Here is a 22,915-nt window from a genome sequence, read left to right as displayed (position 1 = left end):
CGCCAGCACCGCCAGCGCCCAGTAGCCGGCCGCCAGGGGCAACAGCAGGCAGAACAGCAGGGCCAGGCCGGCCCCGTGCAGGTAGCGGGCGCCATAGTGCTCGCCGTTGAGGCGGCCGCCGAGCCGAGCCAGGCCGCCGACCAGGGCGAGCTGTACCCTGCCCGGGGGCAGGGCCAGGTTGAGCAACAGGGCCAGGCTGAGCAGGGTGAGCGGATGTTCCAGCAGGGCGGGCATGGGGGATCAGCCTTGCAGCCGTTCCACCATGGCCAGCACCATGGCCGAGGAATGGCGGGCCGCCACTTCCAGGAAGGCCTCGAAGGACTGGGCCTGCTCCTTGCCGGCGATGTCGGACAGGGCGCGCACCACCACGAAGGGTACCTGGAACTGGTGACATACCTGGGCGATGGCGGCGGCCTCCATTTCGCAGGCCTTCATCAGGGGAAACGCGGTCACCGCCTTGCTCAGTTGATCTTCCCGATGCATAAATTGATCGCCGGTGCAGATCAGGCCCACCGCCGAGCGGATGTCCTGCTGCCCGGCCAGGCATTCCCGGGCCAGGGCGATCAGGGCGGGATCGGCGGCAAAGGCGGCTGGCTGCTGGGCCATCTGTCCCATCTCGTAGCCGAAGGCGGTCACGTCCACATCGTGGAAACGCACCTCGTCGGAGATCACCACGTCGCCCACGTGCAGCGTCGGATCGAAGCCGCCGGCGGAGCCGGTGTTGATCACGCAGGCAGGGGAGAAGCGTTCGAGCAGCAGGGTGGTGGCCACACTGGCGGCCACCTTGCCGATGCCGGAGCGGGTGATCACCACTTCCCTGCCGGCCAGTTGGCCCTGGTAGAACTCGCAGCCCGCCACGCTGGTGGTTTTTGCCTGCGCCAGCCGGGATCTGAGTTCGGCCACTTCCTGCTCCATGGCGCCGATAATGCCGATAGTCATAAGGGATTCTCCCGCAACGAAAAAGATGGACGGGAGTGTACCACTATCCGATGGAAAGGCCGATCGGCGATCTGTGTGGGCAACTGGCAGCGCAAGAGGCTGCCTGAAGCCTGTGTATCCGGCCAGGGCGTGTCGGTGGAGGTGGTCCTGCTGACGCTTCGTTGAGTCGTTACCGACAATCGTCGCACTTCCGGGGGAAGGCAACAGAAACAACAAGGCCGCTCGATGAGCGGCCTTGGAGAACGGCGCTGACGGGGTTCAGAGCCCGATATAATCCATGATGCCTTCGGCGGCCTTGCGACCTTCGGCGATGGCGGTCACCACCAGGTCGGAGCCGCGCACGGCGTCACCGCCGGCGAAGATCTTGGGATTGCTGGTCTGGAAGGCGAAGTCGCTCTGCTCGGGGGCGATGATGCGTCCCCACTTGTCGGCCTCGATGCCATACTCCTTCAGCCAGGGCTGATCGTGAGGCTGGAAGCCGAACGCCATGATCACGGCGTCGGCGGCCAGTACCTGCTCGGAGCCGGGCACCGGCTCGGGGCGGCGGCGGCCGTTGGCATCGGGCTCGCCCAACTGGGTGGTGATCACTTCCACGCCGGTGACCTTGCCGTAGTCGTCCACCTGGATGCCGGTGGGCTGCAGGTTGAACATGAAGTTCACCCCTTCCTCCCGGGCGTTCTGCACCTCGCGACGGGAACCGGGCATGTTGGCCTCGTCCCGGCGATAGGCACAGACCACGTGCTCGGCGCCCTGGCGGATGGAGGTCCGCACACAGTCCATGGCGGTGTCGCCGCCGCCCAGCACCACCACCCGCTTGCCGCTCATGTCGATGTAGTCGGCCGCCTGCTTCTCGAAGCCCAGCAGCCGGTTGGCGTTGGAGATCAGGAAGGGCAGGGCGTCGTACACGCCATTGGCGTCTTCGTTGGACAGGCCACCGCGCAGGTACTTGTAGGTGCCCACGGCGAGGAAGACGGCGTCGTAGTCGTCCAGCAGGGTCTGGAAGCCGATATCCTTGCCGACTTCGGTTTCCAGGCGGAATTCCACGCCCATCTCGGTGAAGATCTCCCGGCGCCGGCTCATGACCGACTTCTCCAGCTTGAAGGCGGGGATACCGAAGGTCAGCAGGCCGCCGATTTCCGGATAGCGGTCGAACACCACGGGGGTGACGCCGTTGCGCACCAGGATGTCGGCACAGGCCAGGCCGGCGGGGCCGGCACCGATGATGGCGACCTTGCGATCGGTCTTGACCACCTTGGACATGTCAGGGCGCCAGCCCATCTCGAACGCCTTGTCGGTGATGTACTTTTCGATGTTGCCGATGGTCACGGCACCGAACTGATCGTTGAGGGTACAGGAGCCTTCGCACAACCTGTCCTGGGGGCAGACCCGGCCGCACACCTCGGGCAGGCTGTTGGTCTGGTGACACAGGTCCGCCGCCTCGAAGATGCGTCCCTCGTTGGCCAGTTTCAGCCAGTTGGGGATGTAGTTGTGTACCGGGCACTTCCACTCGCAGTAGGGGTTGCCGCAATCCAGGCAGCGATCGGCCTGCATCTGGGCCTGGCTGTCGGAAAAGGGCTCGTAGATCTCCACGAACTCGATCTTGCGGGTGCCGATGGCCTTCTTGGGCGGATCGACACGTTGTACGTCTATAAACTGAAATACGTTCTGGCTCATCACAATCTTCCTTTACTGCGCATGGACCCGCAGCTCTGCGGTAGAGCGGCTCTGGTGGCCCAGCAGGGATTTCACATCGCTGGATTTCGGCTTGACCAGCTTGAACTTGGGCAGGTAATGGCTGAAGTTGGCCAGTATCTCCTGCGCCCGGTCACTACCGGTTTCCTGCAGATGTTGGGTGATGATGCCGCGCAGGTGCTCCTGATGGATCACCAGCTCGTCCAGTTCCAGCAACTCGACCAGCTCATGGTTGGTCTTGAGGTGGAAGTCATCCTCTTCATCCAGCACATAGGCGAAGCCTCCGGTCATGCCGGCGGCGAAGTTGACGCCGGTGCGACCCAGTACGGTGACGATGCCGCTGGTCATGTATTCACAGCCGTTGTCGCCCAGGCCTTCCACCACGGCGATGGCGCCGGAGTTGCGCACCGCGAAACGTTCGCCGGCTCGGCCGGCCACGTAGAGGTGACCGCCGGTGGCGCCGTACAGGCAGGTGTTGCCCACCAGGGTGGCTTCATGGGACGCGAAGGCCACGCCCACATGGGACTTGATCACCAGCTTGCCGCCGGTCATGCCCTTGCCCACGTAGTCGTTGGCGTCGCCGGTCAGGATCATTTCCAGGCCGCCGGCATTCCACACCCCGAAACTCTGCCCGGCGGTGCCGTCCAGGTGGATGCGGATGGGATCCGCCGCCATGCCCTGGTTGCCGTGACGCTTGGCGATCTCGCCGGACAGGCGGGCGCCCACCGAGCGGTCGGTGTTGCGGATGCTGTAGTAGAAGTCGCCACCACTGCTGGTTTCCACCGCCTTCAGGGCGTCTTCGGTCATCTTCAGGTTGAGCGGACCCTTGTCGAAGCTGGGGTTCGACTCCTGGCAGAACACCGCCAGGCCCGGCTTGGGCTCGGGCTTGGCCAGGATACCGGAGAGATCCAGCTTCTGCTGCTTGGCGGTGATGCCGGGCAGCACCTCGAGCAGGTCGGTGCGGCCGATCAGATCGGTCAGCTTGGCCACGCCCAGTTGCGCCATCAGCTCGCGGGTTTCCTCGGCGATGAACCTGAAGTAGTTTTCCACCATTTCGGGCAGGCCGAGGAAGTGGTCCTTGCGCAGTTTTTCATCCTGGGTGGCCACGCCGGTGGCGCAGTTGTTCAGGTGGCAGATACGCAGGTACTTGCAGCCCAGGGCCACCATGGGGCCGGTACCGAAGCCGAAGCTCTCGGCGCCGAGGATGGCAGCCTTGATGATGTCCAGGCCGGTCTTGAGACCGCCGTCCACCTGCAGCCGTACCTTGTGGCGCAGGCCGTTGGAAACCAGTGCTTGCTGGGTCTCGGCCAGGCCCAGCTCCCAGGGGGAGCCGGCGTACTTGACCGAGGTCAGCGGGCTGGCGCCGGTGCCGCCGTCGTAGCCGGAGATGGTGATCAGATCCGCGTAGGCCTTGGCCACGCCGGTGGCGATGGTGCCCACCCCGGGCTCGGACACCAGCTTGACCGACACCATGCAGCTCGGGTTGATCTGCTTGATGTCGAAGATCAACTGGGCCAGATCCTCGATGGAGTAGATGTCGTGGTGCGGCGGCGGCGAGATCAGAGTCACGCCCGGCACCGCATAACGCAGCTTGGCGATCTCGGCCGTTACCTTGTGGCCGGGCAACTGGCCGCCCTCGCCGGGCTTGGCGCCCTGGGCCACCTTGATCTGGATGACCTCGGCATTCATCAGGTAGTGCGGGGTCACCCCGAAGCGGCCGGAGGCCACCTGCTTGATCTTGGAGTTCTTCAGGCTGTTGAAGCGGCGTGGATCCTCGCCACCCTCGCCGGAGTTGCTTTGGCCGCCCAGGCGGTTCATGGCGATGGCCAGGGCCTCGTGGGCCTCGGGGCCCAGGGCGCCGATGGACATGGCGGCACTGTCGAAGCGCGGGAACAGATCCTGCGCCGGCTCCACCTGATCCAGGCCGATGCCCTGGCCGTTGTCCTTCAGGGTAAAGAGGTCGCGCAGCATGGCCACGGGCCGCTCATTCACCAGCCTGGCGTAGGTCTTGTAGTCGTCGTAGCTGCCGGAACGTACCGCCTGCTGCAGGCTGTTGACCACGTCCGGGTTGTAGCTGTGGTACTCGCCGTCGTGCACGTACTTGAGCAGGCCACCCTGGTTCAGCGGCTTGCGGGCAAGCCAGGCCACCCGGCTCAGGTTGAACAGATCCTGCTGGAAGTCCTCGAAGCTGGCACCCTGCACCCGGCTGGACACGCCCTTGAAGCACAGGTCCACCACGTCCTGGTGCAGGCCGATGGCCTCGAACAGCTGGGAGCAACGGTAAGAGGCCACGGTGCTGATGCCCATCTTGGACATCACCTTGTACAGCCCCTTGTTGATGCTGTTGCGGAAGTTGAGCACGGCTTCGCGCAGGGGCATCTTGAGCACGCCGTCTTCCACCATGCGGCCCAGGGTTTCATAGGCCAGGTAGGGATAGATGGCGGTGGCGCCGAAGCCGAGCAAGACCGCGAACTGGTGCGGATCCCGGGTGCTGGCGGTTTCCACTATGATGTTGGAGTCGCAGCGCAGGTTGTTCTCGACCAGGGTGCGCTGCACCGCGCCCACCGCCATGGCGGCCGGGATCGGCAGCTTGTCCTTACTGATGTGGCGGTCGGTCAGCACCAGCAGCACGGTGCCATCCTGTACCGCGGCCTTGGCCTCGGCACAGAGACGTTCGATGGCTGCCTTGAGACCTTCTTCCGGCGCGAAGTTCAGATCCAGAATATGGTGCTTGTGGTGGGTCTGCTCCAGCTCCAGCAACTGATGGAAGTCGGAATAGAGCAGGATCGGCGACTCGAACTGTACCCGGTGGGCGTGGCCGTGGGTCTCGTTGAACACGTTCTGCTCGCGGCCGATCAGGGTGGCCAGTGACATGACGTGGTTTTCCCGCAACGGATCGATGGGCGGGTTGGTCACCTGGGCAAACATCTGACGGAAGTAGTCATAGACCGAGCGGGCCCGGCTGGACAGCACCGCCATGGGGGCGTCGTCACCCATGGAGCCGACCGCTTCCTGGCCGTTCTCGCCCATCACCCGGATCACCTGATCCAGCTCCTCCATGGAGTAGCCGAACAGCTTCTGGTAGGTGCGCAGGGAAGTCTGGTCCAGTTCGCACTGGCCGGCCTTGTCGTCGGGCAGATCCTCGAAGCGGGTCAGGCGGCGCTTGTGCTTGGTCATCCACTCCTTGTAGGGGTGGCGGGTCTTGAGGTCGTCGTCGATCTCGAAGCTGGTCCAGATCTTGGAGGTATAGGTATCGACCACGAACAGCTCGCCGGGGCCGACCCGGCCTTTCTCCAGCACCTCGTCCGGGGTGTAGTCCCAGATGCCGATTTCGGAGGCCAGGGTAATAAAGCCATCCTTGGTGCGCACGAAGCGGGCCGGGCGCAGGCCGTTGCGATCCAGGGCGCAGGCGGCGAAGCGTCCGTCGGACATGACGATGCCGGCGGGGCCGTCCCAGGGCTCCATGTGCATGGAGTTGAAGTCGTAGAAGGCGCGCAGATCCTCGTCCATGGACGGGTTCTTCTGCCAGGCGGGCGGGATCAGCATGCGCATGGCGCGGAACAGGTCCATGCCGCCGGCCAGGAAGAGTTCCAGCATGTTGTCCAGGCTGGAGGAGTCGGAGCCCTGGGTATTGACGAAAGGAGCGGCGTCGTGCAAGTCCGGCAGCAGCGGTGAGGCGAACTTGTAGGCGCGGGCCTGGGCCCACTGGCGGTTGCCGCCGATGGTATTGATCTCGCCGTTATGGGCCAGAAAGCGGAACGGCTGCGCCAGGGGCCAGCGCGGCTGGGTGTTGGTGGAGAAGCGCTGGTGAAACACGCAGATGGCGGACTGCATGCGGATGTCGGCCAGATCCAGGTAGAAGCGCGGCAGATCCGCGGGCATGCACAGGCCCTTGTAGGTCATCACCAGGTTGGACAGGCTGACCACATAGAAATAGTCGTCGTTGATCCGCTTTTCGATGCGGCGGCGCACGATATAGAGGCGGCGCTCCAGATCCTTGGCGACCCAGCCGGTGGGGGCATTGACGAACACCTGCTCGATACGGGGCAGGGAGGCCTTGGCGATCTCGCCCAGCACGCCGGTATTGACCGGCACTTCGCGCCAGCCGACCAGGCTCAGGGTTTCCCGTTCCAGCTCTTCGTTGACGATCTGCCGGGCCTGTTCGGCCAGCACCGGATCCGGGTTGAGGAACAGCATGCCGACCGCGTACTTGCGGCCCAGGTTCCATCCTTTGTCTTCCGCCACGGCGCGGAAGAAACTATCGGGTTTTTGCATCAACAGGCCGCAACCGTCGCCGGTTTTGCCATCGGCGGCGATACCGCCCCGGTGTTGCATGCGATCCAACGCCGAAATCGCGAGTCGGACAAGCTTATGGCTGGCTTCGCCTTCTGTGTGGGCGATTAGGCCGAAACCACAGTTATCCTTCTCAAGCGCGGGGTCATAAAGAGACATTGCATTCCTCCATTGCTCAAGCCGTTGGGCCGAGCGACTACTTTTGTCAGCACGACATGCTCTGAAGCGTCCGTTGCCATTGGTGGCTAATTTACCAAACTATAGAGATTTTTTTGTGAGGTCAATTAAAGAAACAATGCCCTAAGTGGCTGTTCAACATGACCCGGAGTAGGATATTTCAATGAAAAACCCAGTTGTTTGGTTATAAATCTTACATATATGGTTATTTTCGATACTTTATCTTGGTTATCCGAATGTTGCAGGATAATATAAAATACAACGTTTTTTGTTGTTTTTTTACAACACTTTGCTGGCAAGCTTTGAGCTGGCTCGCAATTTTTACCCCCGCAGCGGCCGCCCCCGGACGAGGGCGGAAAAGAAAATCCTTTTACATCATGTGCTTATAAATTCATTTTTAATGCATAATATTTCTTTTTTTAGTCGTTGGCAACCTGAAATGGCGTCCCTGACATAAAGTTACCTGTTGGCCGACAACGACGATCCCCGTTCAGGGCCCGGATGGGCTTCGTTTGTCCCATACCCGGCATGACAGCCCGCCCCTAAGCCGGTATCCTGCCTCCTTGCCGTTGTTGACAGGACAAGAGTCGATGAAACCCATAAAGACCTGGGCCCAATATTACGTTGATCTGATGACCAAGCTGGGCATAGTGCGTTTCAGCATGCTGCTGGCGGCTTGCATCATCCTGCTGGCCATCTTTATCCAGGTGGGGGTGACCCTGTTCCTGCGCGGCTCGGTCGAATCCATCGACCTGGTGCGCTCCATCTTCTTCGGCCTGCTGGTGACTCCCTGGGCGGTGTACTTCCTGTCGGTGGTGGTGGATCAGCTGGAGGACTCGCGCCAGCGGCTCAGCCGGCTGGTGCAGCGGCTGCAGCAGATGCGGGAGCGGGATCTGGAGCTCAACGGCGAATTGCAGGAAAAGATACAGCTGCTCAACCGCCAGATAGAGGAAACCCACAGGGCGGAGGCGGCCCGTCAGCAGGCCATCGAGGATCTGGAGGCCGAAGTCTACCAGCGGGAAAAGGCGCAGATGGAATCCCAGGAGCGTTCCGCCCTGCTGCGCTCCTTTATCGATACCTCGCCGGATCTGGTGTACTACCGCAACGAGCTGGAGGAGTTTTCCGGCTGCAACAGGGCGATGGAGAACCTGCTCGGCCGGCAGGAGAAGGAGCTGATCGGACTGACCCCCCATGACGTCTACCCGGAAGACGTGGCGGAAAAGGTGGTGGAAACCGACAAGGAGGTGTTCGCCCGCAACGAGAGCCAGACCTACGAGCAATGGCTGCAGTACCCGGACGGCCGCCGGGCCTGTTTCGAGCTGCGCAAGGTGCCCTTTTTCGATCGCAACGGCAAGCGGCTGGGCCTGCTCGGCTTCGGCCGCGACATCACCGAGCGCAAGCGCTACCAGGAGGAGCTGGAAAAGGCCAGCCGCGACAAGACCACCTTTATCTCCACCATCAGCCATGAACTGCGCACCCCGCTCAACGGCATAGTGGGCCTGAGCCGGATCCTGCTGGCTACCGAACTCAGTCCCGAGCAGCGCCAGCACCTCAAGACCATCCATTTCAGCGCCGTCACCCTGGGCAATATCTTCAACGACATCATCGATCTGGACAAGCTGGATCGCAGCCGGCTGGAGCTGGCGCCGGAGCCGATGGACTTTCCCGGTTTCCTCGACGATCTGGAGAGCCTGGCCCGGCTGCAGGCGGAGCAGAAGGGGCTCTACCTGCACTTCGACCGGGACGGCGACATGCCCGAATGGATACTGGCCGACGGCACCCGGCTGCGCCAGGTGTTGTGGAACCTGGTGGGCAACGCGGTCAAGTTCACCGACGACGGCGGCGTCACCATCCGCTGCATGGCTGACGAACTGGCTCCGGGCCAGGTGACCCTGCGCTTCGATATCGAGGACACCGGCATCGGCATCCCGGCGGAGCTGCAGCAGAAGATCTTCGCCCTCTACTTCCAGATCGAAGGCAAGAAGCACGCCACCGGCACCGGCATCGGCCTGGCGGTGTCCCAGCAGCTGGTGGACGCCATGCACGGCACCATAGAGCTGGACAGCGAGCCGGGGGAGGGCTCCTGCTTCAGCGTCACCATCACAGTGCCCACCGCCCAGGCGCCGGTGGAGGATCCGGCCCTGTCCCGGCTGCCCTGCCTGTCGGTGCTGTTGGTGGAGGATGTCGAGCTCAACATCACGGTCGCCTGCGCCCTGCTGGAAAAGCTGGGGCACAGGGTCACGGTGGCCCGGGACGGGGCCGAAGCCTTTGCCTTGCTGGCCGGACAGGCCTTCGACCTGGTGTTCCTCGACATCCAGTTGCCGGACATGACCGGCTTCGATATCGCGGCCCGGCTGCGGGACGAGGCGCGGGAGAACCATCAGTCCTTGCCGCCCCTGGTGGCCTTGACCGCCAACCTGATCAGCGACAAGCAGCAGTACCTGGCCAAGGGCATGGACGACGCCATCAGCAAGCCCTTGTCCTCCAAGGCCATCAAGGGGGTGCTGGCCCGCTTCTTCGCCCATCGGCCCCAGCCGGTGGCGATGGCGGCACCCGCCGCCGGGACGGAGGAGGGCGGAGTGCTGGATCTGGTTTTTCTGGAAGACTACGTGGAAACGGTCGGCGCCCTGACCCTGCTGTCCAGCGTCGAATTGCTGGAGGACATGGCAGGCGGCTATCTGGCGCGGCTCAATCAATTTATGGCGGAAAAGCGGCAGCAGGACATCGTCGATGAAGCCCACAAGATCAAGGGCGCGGCCGGCTCGGTGGGACTGAAGCGGGTGCAGCAGCTGGCCCAGCGCATCCAGAGTCCCGAGCTGCCCGACTGGTGGCAGCAGCTGGATGCCTGGGGCGAGGAACTGAACCGGCTGCTGCCCGCCGATCTGGCGATCTTGCGACACTGGCTGGAGAACAGAGCATGAGTCTTTATCGGGAACTGATCTTGGGCGAACGGTGGCAGGGAGAGGCCGGGGAAACACCGCTGGAGGCGATAGAGGCGGATCGCAGCCGCATAGTGCAGTGCTCGCCGGTGCGCCGGCTGCAGCAGAAGACCCAGGTGTTTCCTCTCGACGTCAAGGCGTCGGTGCGCAGCCGCCTGACCCACTCCCTGGAGGTCAAGGAAACCGGGCGGCAACTGGCGCTGCGGGTGCTGCCCGGGATTGAGCAGGAGGTGGACAAGGAAGCCTTTATCAGCCTGGTGGAGATGGCCTGCCTGCTGCACGACGTGGGCAATCCGCCCTTCGGCCATTTCGGCGAGGTGGTGATCGTCGATTGGCTCGGCTCACGCCTGCCGGCGCTGTTCCGCCAGGCGGTGGGCAAGGGCTCCCGCCAGTGGCCCATGCTGATGGCGGATCTGCGCCAGTTCGAGGGCAATGCCCAGAGCCTGCGGCTGCTGCACAGCCTGCAGGGACTGGATCTGACCCTGAGCCAGCTCGCCGCCCTGCAGAAATACGTGCGCGGCGCCTACCAGCGCCGGACCGCTGGGCTCTGGCAGCAAAAGCCGGGACATTTCTTCAGCGAGCGTCCCTTGGTGCAACAGATCCGGATCCGTTTTCCGAGCACCGCCCGGGGCCGTTATCCGCTCACCTACCTGATGGAGGCGGCCGACGACATGGCCTATGGGGTGGCCGATCTGGAAGACGCGGTGGACAGGGGGGTGCTCAGCCTGGCGGAGCTGGAGCAGGCACTGCTGAGCGAGGGCAACGACTACCTCAAATCCCGCTGGCAAGAGGCCGTGGTGGATGAACCCGGCTTTTTCAGCCGCTTCCGCCAGGGCATCAACCGGGATCTGCTGACCCTGGTGAGCGACCAGTACCTGCGGCACCACCAGGCCATCCTCGACGGGATACATGATGCTCCCCTGCTGGCGGTGGAGGAAGCTCCGGCCCAGGCGCTGCAATGGCTGAAGGAGTTCGCCCACCGACGGGTGTTCAAGCGACGGGAGGTGGAGGCGTTGGAGTTGTCCGGCTTTGCCGCCCTCAAGGGGGTGCTGGAGGCCTTCGCCCCCCTGCTGGCGCTGCCGGCGGCGGAGTTCACCACACTGGACAGCCGTCAGGACGCCAACGGCCTGGTATTGCGCCGGCTTTATCATCGGCTGCCGCCCCGCCATCTGGCTGCCTACCGGCGGGACAGCAGGGGGGCGGCCTACTTCGAAAAGGAACTCGAACGGGAGTGGTACTTCCGGGTCCGGCTGTTGCTGGATTTCGTCAGTGGCATGACCGACACTTATGTCCTGGAGGAATACCGCCTGCTGTGCGGCTTCCAGGGCTGAGCCGTCCACCGGTACCATGGAGCCGGTGACTGCCGCTGCCCGCACCCTGGGGGCGGCATGGCAGTCGAGGTGGCGGCTCAGGCATGTCGTGGGGGTATCCGAGGGAACCTGAACATGCGCTACCTGATATTGAGTTGTTCACTGTTTCTGAGTGCTCTGGTGCAGGCTTCCGGCCCCGTGATGGTGATGCATCGGGTGGCCTCCGGCGAAAGCTGGCAGTCCCTGGCCGGCCGCTATCAGGTGAGTGAGCGAACACTGCGGATGGAGTTCAACCGGGAGCGCTTCCTGACGCCCCTGGCCGCCGGCGACTGGATTTGGGTGCCGGACAGGCCACCCTTGCCGAGCCGCATCGAGGCTCCCGCTTCCGAGCCCTTTTCCCCGAATCCGCAACCCCTTCCGGTGGCGACGACCGAGCTGCCGCAGTTGGGGCCGCCGGATCCCGCTGCCGCGCCCAAGAGCGACCAGCTGTTGCTGGCCATCGCCAGCGCCGCCAAGGCTGCCGCTACCGATGAGCTGGACAAGTTCGTGGAACAACAGAGCCATCACCTCGCCGACGACACCCTGTCCTTCGGGACCCGCCAACTGACCGCCTTGCCCTGGCTGAATCCCGAGGACTGGGAATGGGATTACCAGTTGCCCCTGTTCAATAAGGAGCCTCGCCTGAACAGCCGCATGGCCCTGCCACTGGCGTCACAACTGCACAGTGAGCTGGGCGTGGACTATCGGGAAGAACGGCTGACCTATCAATTGGGAGTGCACTATCGCCGCGGTCTGACCGCAGAGGTGGCGGGGCATCTGGAGCCGGTTATCGATTACCAGGAACAGTCCGCCCACCGGCGGGCAGGCTTGTTGTTGTTTCTGAGCCACCCCGACTGGGCTCTGGGAGGCGTCCAGTATCGCCCCCTGTCCGGCTGGCGGGAAGACGATGGCGGGGGGGGAGCGACCGGCGGCGGGACGACAGTGGTTTGCGGAAGGTCGGCTTGGATTCCTGCCCGGGCTCAGCCTGTCTGGTCAGCAATACCAGTGGCAGGGGCGGCGGCTCAGTCTGTTTGGCAGCGGCGACAGGCACAAGGCGGCAACATCCCGTCAATGGTCGCTCAACTATACGCCCTGGCGCATCTTCCGCCTGCAAAGCGCCCTGCTCAGCAACAGTAAGGACAAGTTTGAAACCAGGATAAGGCTGGGCATAGAGTTGCCCTTGTTGATGGCGCCGGGTCAGTGGTGGCAGAGCCCGGAGCATGGTTTGCGCTACGATCGCCATCAGCCCCTGCAGTATCACCAGGTGATGGTACTGGAGCACAGATAAGGGACTTGCCGAGGGTTACAGCCGGGTGTAGTCGCTGTTGGCGATACTGGCCGGGGTTTCCTTCTGCAGCAGGGTCAGCAGCAGTATGGCACGGGTATCGCCGTCGGCTTCCTGGTAGATGGCCTCCAGGCCGGCAAAGGGCCCCTGGCTTATCTGCACCGGCTCGCCGCACTTGGGCAGGTCGCTCAGCTTTTCCCGCAGTTCGTCACTGTCCGAGCGACACATCAGTTCATAGACCAGCTCCGAAGGAACCACGCAGGGCAGGGCGCCGAAGCGGACCAGGTTGCGAATGCCGCGGGTGGAGCTGATGGTGGTGGAGCTGGTGAGCTCCAGATCGGCGCGTACGAACAGATAGCCGGGAAACAGGGCTTCGGTGCGGGTGACCCTTTTCCCGCGGACGATTTTCTGGACTTCCACGAAGGGGTAGAAGGCTTCTATTTCCTGGTTGCTCAGGTTCTGCAGCGCCCTGCTTTCTTCCCGGGGCCGGCAATGGGCCAGATACCACTTTTGCATAGAACACCCTGGCTCATGGTTTAAAGGATCATTATGACAGTACAAATAAAAAAGGCCACGGCTCGCCGTGACCTTGCTGTCTTTGTGAGCGGGGCTTACCAGCCCTTGACCACGCCGCCCTTGAACAGTTCCAGGGCTGCCTGGTACACCTCTTCGCTCTGGTAGGCCTTGACGAAGGTCTGCACCCGCTCGTCGTTTTGGTTGTCTTCCCGGGCCACGATCAGGTTGACGTAGGGGGAGTCCTTGTCTTCCACGAACAGGCCGTCGCGGGTCGGCAACAGGTCGATCTGGGAAGCATAGGTGGTGTTGATCACCGCGAAGGCCACGTCATCCAGGGAACGCGGCAGCTGGGGCGCCTCCAGCTCGATGATCTGCAGGTTTTTCGGGTTGGCGGTGATGTTGAGCGGCGTGGCCTCCAGGCCGACGGCATCGTCCACTTCGATCAGCTCCTGTTGTTCCAGCAGCAGCAGGCTACGGCCCAGGTTGGTGGGATCGTTGGGTACGGCCACCTTGGCACCGTCGGCCAGCTCATCCAGGGACTGGATGGACTTGGAGTAGCCGGCGATGGGGTAAACGAAGGTATTGGCCACCGGTACCAGCTTGTAGCCGCGGTCGGCGATCTGCTTGTCCAGGTAGGGCTTGTGCTGGAAGGCATTGATGTCCAGGCTGCCGTCGTTCAGGGCCACGTTGGGGGTGACATAGTCGCTGAAGGACACCAGCTCCACCTCCAGGCCGTATTGCTCCCTGGCGACCTTGGCCGCCACTTCCGCCACCTGTTCCTCGGCACCGGCGATCACGCCCAGGCGCAGGGGCTTGGCCGGTGCGGCTTCCTGGGTGCTGTCCTGGGCCTGTTCACCGCAGCCGGCGAGGGCCAGGGCGGAAGCGAGCATGCTGACGGTGGCAAGCGATTTGAAACCTGACTTCATGGAAAGACTCCTTTAGATAAATCAACGATGATCCACATAAGCCACCAGGCGTTCGCCGGCGCTTTGAATGATTTGTACCAGTACTACCAGCATCACCACGGTGATCAGCATGATCTGGGGATCGAAGCGCTGATAACCGTAGCGAATACCCACATCCCCCAGGCCGCCGCCACCGATGGCGCCGGCCATGGCCGAATAGTTCACCAGGGTCACCAGGGTGATGATGATGCCGTTGAGCATGCCGGGCAGGGCCTCGGGCAGCAATACCTTGCAGATGATCTGCAGCCGGCTGGCGCCCATGGCCTGGGCCGCTTCCACCAGGCCGGCGGGGATTTCCATCAGGGCGCCTTCCATCAGCCGGGCCACGAAGGGAATGGCGGCCACGGTCAGCGGCACCACGGCGGCGACGGTGCCGATGCTGGTACCGACCACGAAACGGGTGAAGGGGATGATGGCCACCAGCAGGATGATAAAGGGGATAGAGCGGCCGATGTTGACCACGGTGCCCAGCACCTTGTTGAAGACCCGGTTTTCCCAGATCTGTCCCGGCTTGCTGACGTGCAGGGCGATGCCCAGCGGGATCCCTAAGGCACAGGCGATGGCCCCGGAGCCGAAGGTCATGATCAGGGTTTCCCACAGGGCCGAGAGCAGCAGATTAATCATGGCGTCGGACATAACCGAGTAACTCCACCTGAATTTTGTGATCCTGAAGGTAGGCGAGGGCGGAGCGGGTGTGCTCCGGCTGGCCGTCCAGCTCGGCCAGCATAAAGCCGAACTTGACCCCGCCCGCGTATTCGATGTCGGCGCTGAGGATGGTCACGTCCACCCCCAGCTCCCGGCTGAGGATGGAGATCAGCGGGGTATCCACCGTCTCGCCGGTAAAGCCCAGGCGCACCAGGGGCAGGGCGTCCGCCACCGGCTCGGCCGACAGCCGGCGCCGGTATTCCTCCGGTATTTCCAGGTGGATGGTGGAGGAGATAAAGCGGCGGGCCAGCTCGGTCTTGGCGTTGGCAAAGAACCAGGCCACTTCGCCCTGCTCGATCAGTTCGCCGTTGCTGATGATGGCGACCCGGTCACAGATGCTCTTGACTACCTGCATCTCGTGGGTGATCAGCAGTATGGTCAGGCCCAGCTTCTTGTTGATGTCCTTCAGCAGGGTCAGGATGGATTGGGTGGTCTGGGGATCCAGGGCCGAGGTGGCCTCGTCGCACAGCAGTACCTTGGGCTGTGGCGCCAGGGCGCGGGCGATGGCCACCCGTTGCTTCTGGCCACCGGACAGCTCGCTCGGGTAGGCCTTGGCTCTGTGGGACAGGCCCACCAGCTCCAACAGTTCGTTGACCCTGTGCTTGATGGCGGCCTTGTCCATGCCGGCCAGCTCCAGGGGCAGCGCCACGTTGGCGAACACGGTGCGGGAGGAGAGCAGGTTGAAGTGCTGGAAGATCATGCCGATATTGCGGCGTGCCCTGGGCAGTTCGCCGTTGCCGAGCCGGGTCAGATCCTGGCCGGCGACGATGACGCTGCCCTCGGTGGGACGTTCCAGCAGGTTGACGCAGCGGATCAGGGTGCTCTTGCCGGCACCGGATTCACCGATGACCCCCATGATCTGGCCGGCCGCCACCTCCAGATCCACGTTTTTCACGGCGTGGACGGCGGCGGCACCCTCGCCGTAGCGTTTGCTGATATTGATTAGTTTGATCATCGGAGGATGAGCCCTTCCGGTATGGTTATCCACTGTGATAACAGATGAGTGTAGAGACAAGTCATGCAAGCATCACTAATGGCAGTGGATGCTAGGCCGTCTGGACGTCCAAGTCAATGTAAATTTCCCTGTCGCCGCCCCAGGTGGGCGGGGTGGCATCTGTCTTGCTTCCGCCTTGCTAAAGAAGTTGAGAATGGGATAGGGTATCTCCGAGCCCCGGCTGTATCCTGTTCAGGGACGAATCTAAGGGAGATTATGGGCCAGTATTTTCTGCGTCGGTTGCTGCTGCTGATCCCCACCTTTCTGGGCATCACCCTGGTGGTGTTCGCCGTTACCCGTTTCGTGCCCGGTGGTCCGGTGGAACGGATGCTGATGGAAAGCCAGCTGGCGGGCAGCGAGTTCAGCCAGAGCACCAGGGGCAGCCAGGTGCTGTCTTCCGAGCAAATCGATGAACTTAAGGCTTTTTACGGCCTCGACAAGCCCATGCTGGAAGCCTACCGGGACTGGCTGGGCAAGCTGGTGCGGCTGGATCTGGGTGAGTCGACCCGCTATTACCTGCCGGTGTGGGAGCTGATCAAGGAGCGGCTGCCGGTGTCCGCCTTCTTCGGCATCAGCACCTTCCTGCTCAGCTACCTGGTGTCCATCCCCCTCGGCATCCTCAAGGCGCTGCATCACAACAGCCGCTTCGACAGCATCAGCTCCATGCTGATCTATGCCGGCTACGCCCTGCCGGCCTATGTGGTGGGCATCTTTCTGCTCACCGTGTTCGCCTTCCAGCTCGGCTGGTTTCCCATGGGCGGCTTCGTGGGCGACGACTTCCACTACCTGGACGGCTTCTGGCCCAAGGCGCTCAACCTGTTCCACCATGCCCTGCTGCCGCTTATCGCCTACGCCATCGGCGACTTCGCGGTGCTGACCATGACCATGAAGAACAGCCTGATGGAAAACCTGTCCGCCGACTATGTGCGGACCGCCGTGGCCAAGGGGCTGCCCTTTCGCAAGGCGGTGACCCGCCACGCCCTGCGCAACAGCCTGATCCCCATCGCCAGCCATTTCGGCAATGTGATTTCGGTGTTCTTCGCCGGCTCCTTCCTTATCGAGGTGATCTTCAACATCGACGGCCTGGGCCTGCTCGGCTACGAAGCGGTGGTGGAGCGGGACTATCCGGTGGTGATGGGCATACTGGCCATTACCTCGCTGCTGATGCTGGTGGGCAATATACTGTCGGATATCTGTGTGGCGCTGGTGGATCCCCGGGTGCGTTTCGATGGCTAGCTTCTTCTCCGACCTGACCCTGAAAAAACTGCGGCGCTTTCGCAGCATCCGCCGCGGTTATTACGCCTTCTGCCTGTTTATGCTGATGGTGCTGCTGGCGCTGCTGGCCGAGCTGTGGGTCAACAACAGGGCGCTGCTGGTCAAATACGAGGGGCGGCTCTATTTCCCCACCTATGGCGCCGTTATCCCCGGCGACAGCTTCGGCCTCGGCTACCGGTACGAGACCGATTACCGGGAACTGAAGCGACTTTTGGCCGAGCAGCCCGGCAACTGGGTGCTGCTGCCGCCGGTGCCCTGGAGCCCCTATGAACAGGATTACAGCGCGGGCAGCTTTCCGCCCAACGCCCCCAGCCTGGAGAGCCGGCACTTCCTCGGCACCGACAGTTCGGGGCGGGACATACTGGCGCGGCTGGTGTACGGCTTTCGTACCGCCGTGGGCTTCGCCTTTATCGCGCTCACCGCCAGCTACGCCATCGGCGTCATGCTGGGCTGCCTGATGGGCTTTGTCGGCGGCAAGTTCGACCTCTTGTTCCAGCGTTTTATCGAGATCTGGTCCCAGGTGCCCTTCCTCTACGTGATCATGATACTGGTGTCCCTCACCCATCCCAACTTCATGCTGTTCGTGGCCATCAACGTGCTGTTCGGCTGGATGGGCATCACCTGGTACATGCGCACCCTCACCTACAAGGAGAAGGCCAGGGACTATGTGCTGGCGGCCCGGGCCCAGGGCGCGGGCACCTGGCGCATCATAGTGCACCACATACTGCCCAATACCCTGATGATGATAGTGACCCTGGCGCCCTTTACCGTGGTGGCCAATATTTCCTTGTTGACGGCACTCGACTACCTCGGCTTCGGCCTGGCGCCGCCCACCCCCAGCTGGGGCGAGTTGCTGCGCCAGGGGGTCAACAACCTGGACGCACCCTGGATAGTGGCATCTGTGGTGACGGCGGTGTCCCTGGTACTGATCACCGTCTCCTTTATCGGCGAGGCGATTCGTGAAGCTTTCGATCCCAAACATTTTTCCCGATACGAATAGGCAGGGAACGCGATGAAAAAATTGACTTCGATACTGACCTTCTGCTGTCTGGCCTTCGGCCTCTCGGCCGCCGAGCTGCCCGCCGATCTCCAGTGGGAGACCAACGACGCGGATCCCATCTTCGCCTCGCCCGAGGCCAGGCGGGGCGGGGAGTTCAATATGATGATGCTGAGTTTCCCGCTCACCTTCCGCACCGTGGGGCCGGACTCCAATACCGCCTTCCGCTCCTTTATCCTGGAAAACCAGCTCGGGCTTTACGGCCTGCACCCGGATACCGAAAACCCCATACCGGCGCTGGCCACCCACTGGGCCTTCGGCGACGACGACAGGACCATGTACTTCCGGCTCAACCCCGAGGCCCGCTGGTCCGACGGGGTGCCGGTCACCGCCGACGATTTCCTGTTTGCCCTGGAGTTCATGCGTTCCGAGGTGATCCGTGCGCCCTGGTACAACAACTACTACACGGAAGAAATCGTCGACATCACCAAGTACGACGATCACACCATATCGGTGACCGCCGGCAGCCCCAAAAGCCGGCGCGAACTGCTCAATACCGTCGGCCTCACCCCCCAGCCCAGGCATTTCTATGAACTGAGCGAGGACTGGGTGCGTCGCTACAACTGGGAAGTGGTGCCGGTGACCGGCGCCTATGTGATAAGCGACGTGCGGCGGGGCCGATCCATCACCTTCAAGCGGCTGGACGACTGGTGGGGCAACGATCTCCGCTACTACCGGCACCGCTTCAACGTGGACGAGATCCGCCTGAGCGTGGTGCGGGATCTGAATATCGCCTACCGGCATTTTCTGCGGGGTGATGTGGACACCTTCGGCCTGATCCTGCCCGAGTGGTGGCACGACAAGACCGATACCCCCGAGTACCGCAATGGCCTTATCAATCGCATCTGGTTCTACAACGACATCCAGCAGGGGCCCCAGGGGCTGCACCTCAACACCGCCCATCCGCGGCTGCGGGACGTCCGGGTACGGGAGGGGATCGCCCATGCCATCAATATGCAGCGCATGCTGGATACCATACTGCGGGGTGACTACGAGCGCATGCACAGCTTCGGCACCGGCTATGGCGACTTTATCGACGCCGATATCCGGGCCCGGGAATTCGATATCGAGCGGGCGCGGGCCCTGTTTGCCGAGGCCGGCTACGATCGCCAGGGCCCCGGCGGCATACTGATGAACGCGGCCAATGATCGCCTCAGCCTGGCGGTGACCTACACCACCCAGGAGCATACCGCCCGGCTGGCGATATTGCGGGAGGAGGCGCGCAAGGCGGGGCTGGATCTGCAGCTCAACCTGGTGGACGGCGCCACCGGCTTCAAGGCCATGCTGGAGAAGAAGCATGAGGCGGCCTGGCTGGGCTGGGGCGGCGGTGGCCTCTATCCCCAGTACTGGGAATTCTTCCATTCGGTCAACGCCGACAAGCCCCAGACCAACAACCTGTTCAATATCAGCGACGAACAGCTGGACGCCCTGATAGAGGAATACCGGATCACCATGGATCTGGACGCCAAGGCGGCCATTTCCCGCCGGATCCAGCAGCGGGTGCATGAGCTGGCCATCTTTATCCCCGGCTACCAGGTACCCTATACCCGGGAGGCCTACTGGCGCTATGTGAAGTTGCCCGAAGCCAAGGGGACGTCCCAGTCGCCGTCCTTGTTCTGGCCGATGGAGGGCGCGCCCCACAGCACCGGCGGCCTGTTCTGGATCGACCAGGAACTCAAGGCCGAGATCAAGGCGGGCGGCAAGCGCTATGAGCCGGTGCTGGAGGTGGTGGAAACCTGGCGGCGCAAGGAGCCCTGATGACGCCCCTGCTCAAGGTCGACAATCTGGCGGTGAGCTTTACCACCGAAGCCGGCAGTTTCCGGGTGGTGGACGATGTGAGCTTTTCGGTGACGGCGGGTCAAACCCTGGGGCTGGTGGGGGAGTCCGGCTGCGGCAAGAGCGTGACCGCGCTGAGCCTGCTGGGGCTGCTGCCCAAGCCCGCCGGCCGGGTGGTTGGCGGGCGGGCCCTGTTCCAGGGGCAGGATCTGCTGGCGCTGTCGCCCGAGCAGCGCTATCGCATCCGCGGCAACAAGATAGCCATGATCTTCCAGGAGCCGATGACGGCGCTCAATCCGGTGCACAGCGTCGGCCGCCAGCTGATGGAAGTCTACGAACTGCACCGGCCCGAACTTGGCAAGCGGGAGCGCAGGGCCCTGGCGGCGGAGATGCTGCGCCAGGTGGGGATCCCCGAGCCCGAAGCCCGGCTCGGATCCTACCCCCACCAGTTGTCCGGCGGCATGCGCCAGCGGGTGATGATCGCCATGGCCCTGGCCTGCGAGCCTGACCTGTTGATCTGCGACGAGCCCAGCACGGCCCTGGACGTGACCATACAGGCGCAGATCCTGCACCTGATCCGGGAGCTGCAGCAAAAGACCGGCATGGCGGTGATCTTCATCACCCACGACCTGGGTGTCGTGGCCCAGGTGTGCGACCAGGTTTTGGTGATGTACGCCGGGCGCAGCGCCGAGCAGGCCAGGGTGTTCGATATCTTCGAGCGCCCCCTGCATCCCTATACCCAGGGCCTGCTGTCCGCCATCCCCCGGCTGGAGCGGGCCAGCAAGACGATACTGCCGACCATCAAGGGCCAGGTACCCTCCATCGAGGAGCAGGTGGCCGGCTGCCGCTTCGCCAATCGCTGCCCCCATGCCACCGACCGCTGCCGGCGACAGCCGGAGGCGGAACTGGCGGTGGTCGGACACAGCGTCTGGTGCCATCACTGGCGGGAGTGGGGCTGATGAGCGTACTGCTGAAAGTCGAAAACCTGAAACAGCATTTTACCCTGGGCGGCGGCCTGCTGCGCCGGGGCAAGACCCTCTATGCGGTCGATGGGATCAGCTTCGAGCTGGATGCGGGCAAGACCTTGGGGCTGGTGGGCGAGTCCGGCTGCGGCAAGTCGACCCTGGCCCGGGCCGTGCTCAAGCTGCACGACCCCACCGCCGGCCGGATCCTGTTCGATGGGGAAGATATCACCGGCTATTCCAGGGCGCAGATGCGCCCCCTGCGGCGGCAGATGCAGCTGGTGTTCCAGGATCCCCAGGAGTCCCTCAATGCCCGCCACACCATCGGCACCATACTGCAGGAGCCCTTCGTCATCCACGGCCAGGGCTCGGCGGCAGAGCGGCGGCAATGGGCGGCGGAGCTGCTTGAGCGGGTGGGGTTGCCGGCGTCGGCACTGGAGCGCTATCCCCACGAGTTTTCCGGCGGCCAGCGCCAGCGCATCGGTATCGCCCGGGCCATGGCGCTCAAGCCCCGGTTGCTGGTATGCGACGAGGCGGTGTCGGCCCTGGATGTGTCGGTGCAGTCCCAGATCCTCAATCTCTTGCTATCACTGCAACAGGAGCTGGGGCTGGCCATGCTGTTTATCGCCCATGACCTGTCTGTGGTCAAGCATGTCTCGGACCGGATAGCGGTGATGTACCTGGGGCGCATCGTCGAACTGGCGGATGCCGAGACCCTTTATCGCACCCCCTTGCACCCCTATACCCGGGCGTTGCTGGCGGCCATTCCCGAACCGGATCCCCGCAAGCGCAAGGCACCGCTGATGCTGAGCGGCGAGCTGCCGTCGCCGGCCAACCCGCCGTCCGGTTGCCATTTCCGCACCCGCTGCCCCTATGCCGGCGAGCGCTGTGCCCGGGAAGTGCCGGTGCTGGAAGGAGAGGGCCATCAGGTGGCCTGCCATTTCTACCGGGAGATAGCCAGCGGGCAACGCCGGCCTGACAAGGGCCAGGGCTGTGATACTATGCAGGCAGTTAAGGCATCTTGAAGGCAGGAATACCCAGTGGCTAAGGCAGCAATTTTTCTCGATCGGGACGGCGTCATCAACCAGGACACCGGCTATGTTTCCCATTCCGATGATTTCGTCTTTATCAACGGCGTTATCGATGCCCTCAAGCAGCTCAAAGACAAGGGCTACCTGCTGGTGGTGGTGACCAACCAGTCGGGGATCGCCCGAGGGCTCTTTACCGAAGACGATTTTATGCGCCTGACCGAATGGATGGACTGGTCGCTGGCGGACCGGGGCGTGGATCTGGATGGCATCTATTTCTGTCCCCATCACCCCACCGAGGGAAGCGGTCCCGATACCATGGTGTGCGACTGCCGCAAGCCGGCCCCGGGCATGTTCCTGGATGCGGCCAGGGAACTGAACATCGACATGACCGCCTCTTACATGGTGGGCGACAAGGTGTCGGACCTGAAGGCCGCCGAGGCGGCGGGGGTGGGGCACAGGATACTGGTGCGCACCGGCAAGGCGATCACCGCCGAGGGTGAAGCCATGGCCGAGGCGGTCTATCCCTCTTTGGTGGAATTTGCGCAAGAAGCCCCCAAACTGGCGTGAATCATAGCGTTTCGCTCGTTAACTGAGCGGTCGGCTGTTTTCTTTAAAAAAAGCCCTTGCGCAAAAAGCGCGGCTCCCTATAATGCGCCCTCACTGACACGGCGGAACACGCCGGTGGTCACAAGCGGTAAAAACTTCGGTTTTGAGGCTTGACGAATCAAACGGACGGCGTAGAATACGCAGCCCTGACCCGCTAACGGTCAACGCTCTTTAACAACTTATCAAGCAAACTGTGTGGGCACTCGCAGTGGTTGGGAAACAAAAAGATATTGTTTTTCAATGATTGTCGGAGTGCACAAACACTTCAGTAATTCATTGAGCATCAAACTTAAATTGAAGAGTTTGATCATGGCTCAGATTGAACGCTGGCGGCAGGCCTAACACATGCAAGTC

At 62.9% G+C, this 22,915-nt stretch carries 15 protein-coding genes, 1 rRNA gene and 2 pseudogenes; 10 read left to right on the top strand and 8 right to left on the bottom strand.

The features are described from left to right. The 4 genes and pseudogenes from CGX12_RS13185 to gltB all read right to left on the bottom strand — a co-directional run. Nucleotides 1-234 (bottom strand): annotated as a pseudogene (locus CGX12_RS13185) (cobalamin biosynthesis protein); the annotation flags it as partial. Nucleotides 235-240: 6 nt separating this feature from the next. Beyond that, nucleotides 241-939 carry a 5'-methylthioadenosine/S-adenosylhomocysteine nucleosidase gene (gene mtnN / locus CGX12_RS13180; RefSeq protein WP_094040335.1) on the bottom strand — a complete coding sequence of 233 codons (699 nt, stop codon included), beginning with the start codon at nt 937-939 and terminating at the stop codon, nt 241-243. Between the two features lie 258 nt (nt 940-1,197). After that, nucleotides 1,198-2,613: an FAD-dependent oxidoreductase gene (locus CGX12_RS13175; RefSeq protein WP_094040334.1), complete on the bottom strand. Its 1,416-nt coding sequence runs from the start codon at nt 2,611-2,613 to the stop codon at nt 1,198-1,200. A 12-nt stretch (nt 2,614-2,625) separates the two neighbouring features. Next, nucleotides 2,626-7,083 carry a glutamate synthase large subunit gene (gene gltB, locus CGX12_RS13170; RefSeq protein WP_094040333.1) on the bottom strand — a complete coding sequence of 1,486 codons (4,458 nt, stop codon included), beginning with the start codon at nt 7,081-7,083 and terminating at the stop codon, nt 2,626-2,628. A gap of 608 nt (nt 7,084-7,691) precedes the next feature. On the opposite strand from gltB, the gene arcB reads away from it, so the two are divergent. From arcB to CGX12_RS20405, 3 genes and pseudogenes are all read left to right on the top strand, one after another. Next, complete coding sequence (gene arcB / locus CGX12_RS13165) at nt 7,692-10,022, top strand: aerobic respiration two-component sensor histidine kinase ArcB (RefSeq protein ID WP_094040332.1); 2,331 nt, start codon at nt 7,692-7,694, stop codon at nt 10,020-10,022. After that, complete coding sequence (gene dgt / locus CGX12_RS13160) at nt 10,019-11,371, top strand: dGTPase (protein ID WP_094040331.1); 1,353 nt, start codon at nt 10,019-10,021, stop codon at nt 11,369-11,371. Before arcB ends, dgt begins: the two co-directional genes overlap by 4 nt. A gap of 925 nt (nt 11,372-12,296) precedes the next feature. Further along, nucleotides 12,297-12,500, top strand: a pseudogene (locus tag CGX12_RS20405) (inverse autotransporter beta domain-containing protein); the annotation flags it as partial. A 192-nt stretch (nt 12,501-12,692) separates the two neighbouring features. Here the strand turns inward: CGX12_RS20405 and rfaH are convergent. The 4 genes from rfaH to metN all read right to left on the bottom strand — a co-directional run bounded on the left by rfaH (nt 12,693) and on the right by metN (nt 15,815). Next, nucleotides 12,693-13,190 (bottom strand): transcription/translation regulatory transformer protein RfaH, encoded by a 498-nt coding sequence (rfaH, locus tag CGX12_RS13145; RefSeq protein ID WP_094040328.1) that lies wholly within the window; start codon nt 13,188-13,190, stop codon nt 12,693-12,695. 95 nt (nt 13,191-13,285) lie between these two features. Continuing rightward, entirely contained in the window at nt 13,286-14,116 is an 831-nt protein-coding gene (gene metQ, locus CGX12_RS13140; protein ID WP_094040327.1) for a methionine ABC transporter substrate-binding lipoprotein MetQ, read from the bottom strand. A 21-nt stretch (nt 14,117-14,137) separates the two neighbouring features. After that, on the bottom strand, nt 14,138-14,791 hold the full coding sequence (locus CGX12_RS13135; RefSeq protein WP_094040326.1) for a methionine ABC transporter permease: 654 nt from the start codon (nt 14,789-14,791) through the stop codon (nt 14,138-14,140). Next, on the bottom strand, nt 14,772-15,815 hold the full coding sequence (gene metN, locus CGX12_RS13130; RefSeq protein WP_094040325.1) for a methionine ABC transporter ATP-binding protein MetN: 1,044 nt from the start codon (nt 15,813-15,815) through the stop codon (nt 14,772-14,774). The genes CGX12_RS13135 and metN overlap by 20 nt, the downstream gene beginning before the upstream one ends. 255 nt (nt 15,816-16,070) lie before the next feature. Here metN and CGX12_RS13125 point away from each other — a divergent pair, with 255 nt between their 5' ends. The 7 genes from CGX12_RS13125 to CGX12_RS13095 all read left to right on the top strand — a co-directional run. Then, on the top strand, nt 16,071-17,090 hold the full coding sequence (locus CGX12_RS13125) for an ABC transporter permease subunit (protein WP_094040324.1): 1,020 nt from the start codon (nt 16,071-16,073) through the stop codon (nt 17,088-17,090). Continuing rightward, complete coding sequence (locus CGX12_RS13120) at nt 17,083-18,129, top strand: ABC transporter permease (protein WP_094040323.1); 1,047 nt, start codon at nt 17,083-17,085, stop codon at nt 18,127-18,129. The genes CGX12_RS13125 and CGX12_RS13120 overlap by 8 nt, the downstream gene beginning before the upstream one ends. A 12-nt stretch (nt 18,130-18,141) precedes the next feature. After that, nucleotides 18,142-19,944 carry an extracellular solute-binding protein gene (locus tag CGX12_RS13115; protein WP_094040322.1) on the top strand — a complete coding sequence of 601 codons (1,803 nt, stop codon included), beginning with the start codon at nt 18,142-18,144 and terminating at the stop codon, nt 19,942-19,944. Beyond that, the gene (locus tag CGX12_RS13110; protein ID WP_094040321.1) at nt 19,944-20,921 is read left to right on the top strand and encodes an ABC transporter ATP-binding protein; all 978 of its coding nucleotides are present in this window, start codon (nt 19,944-19,946) and stop codon (nt 20,919-20,921) included. The genes CGX12_RS13115 and CGX12_RS13110 overlap by 1 nt, the downstream gene beginning before the upstream one ends. After that, entirely contained in the window at nt 20,921-21,949 is a 1,029-nt protein-coding gene (locus tag CGX12_RS13105; RefSeq protein ID WP_094040320.1) for an ABC transporter ATP-binding protein, read from the top strand. The genes CGX12_RS13110 and CGX12_RS13105 overlap by 1 nt, the downstream gene beginning before the upstream one ends. A 15-nt stretch (nt 21,950-21,964) precedes the next feature. Further along, complete coding sequence (gene gmhB, locus CGX12_RS13100; protein WP_094040319.1) at nt 21,965-22,522, top strand: D-glycero-beta-D-manno-heptose 1,7-bisphosphate 7-phosphatase; 558 nt, start codon at nt 21,965-21,967, stop codon at nt 22,520-22,522. Between the two features lie 330 nt (nt 22,523-22,852). Further along, nucleotides 22,853-22,915, top strand: a 16S ribosomal RNA gene (locus CGX12_RS13095); the annotation flags it as partial.

This window comes from Zobellella denitrificans (assembly GCF_002237365.1).
Classification (GTDB): Bacteria; Pseudomonadota; Gammaproteobacteria; order Enterobacterales; family Aeromonadaceae; genus Oceanimonas; species Oceanimonas denitrificans.
Note: the sequence above shows the minus strand (reverse complement) of the source record. Positions and strands in the feature narration are given on the sequence as shown.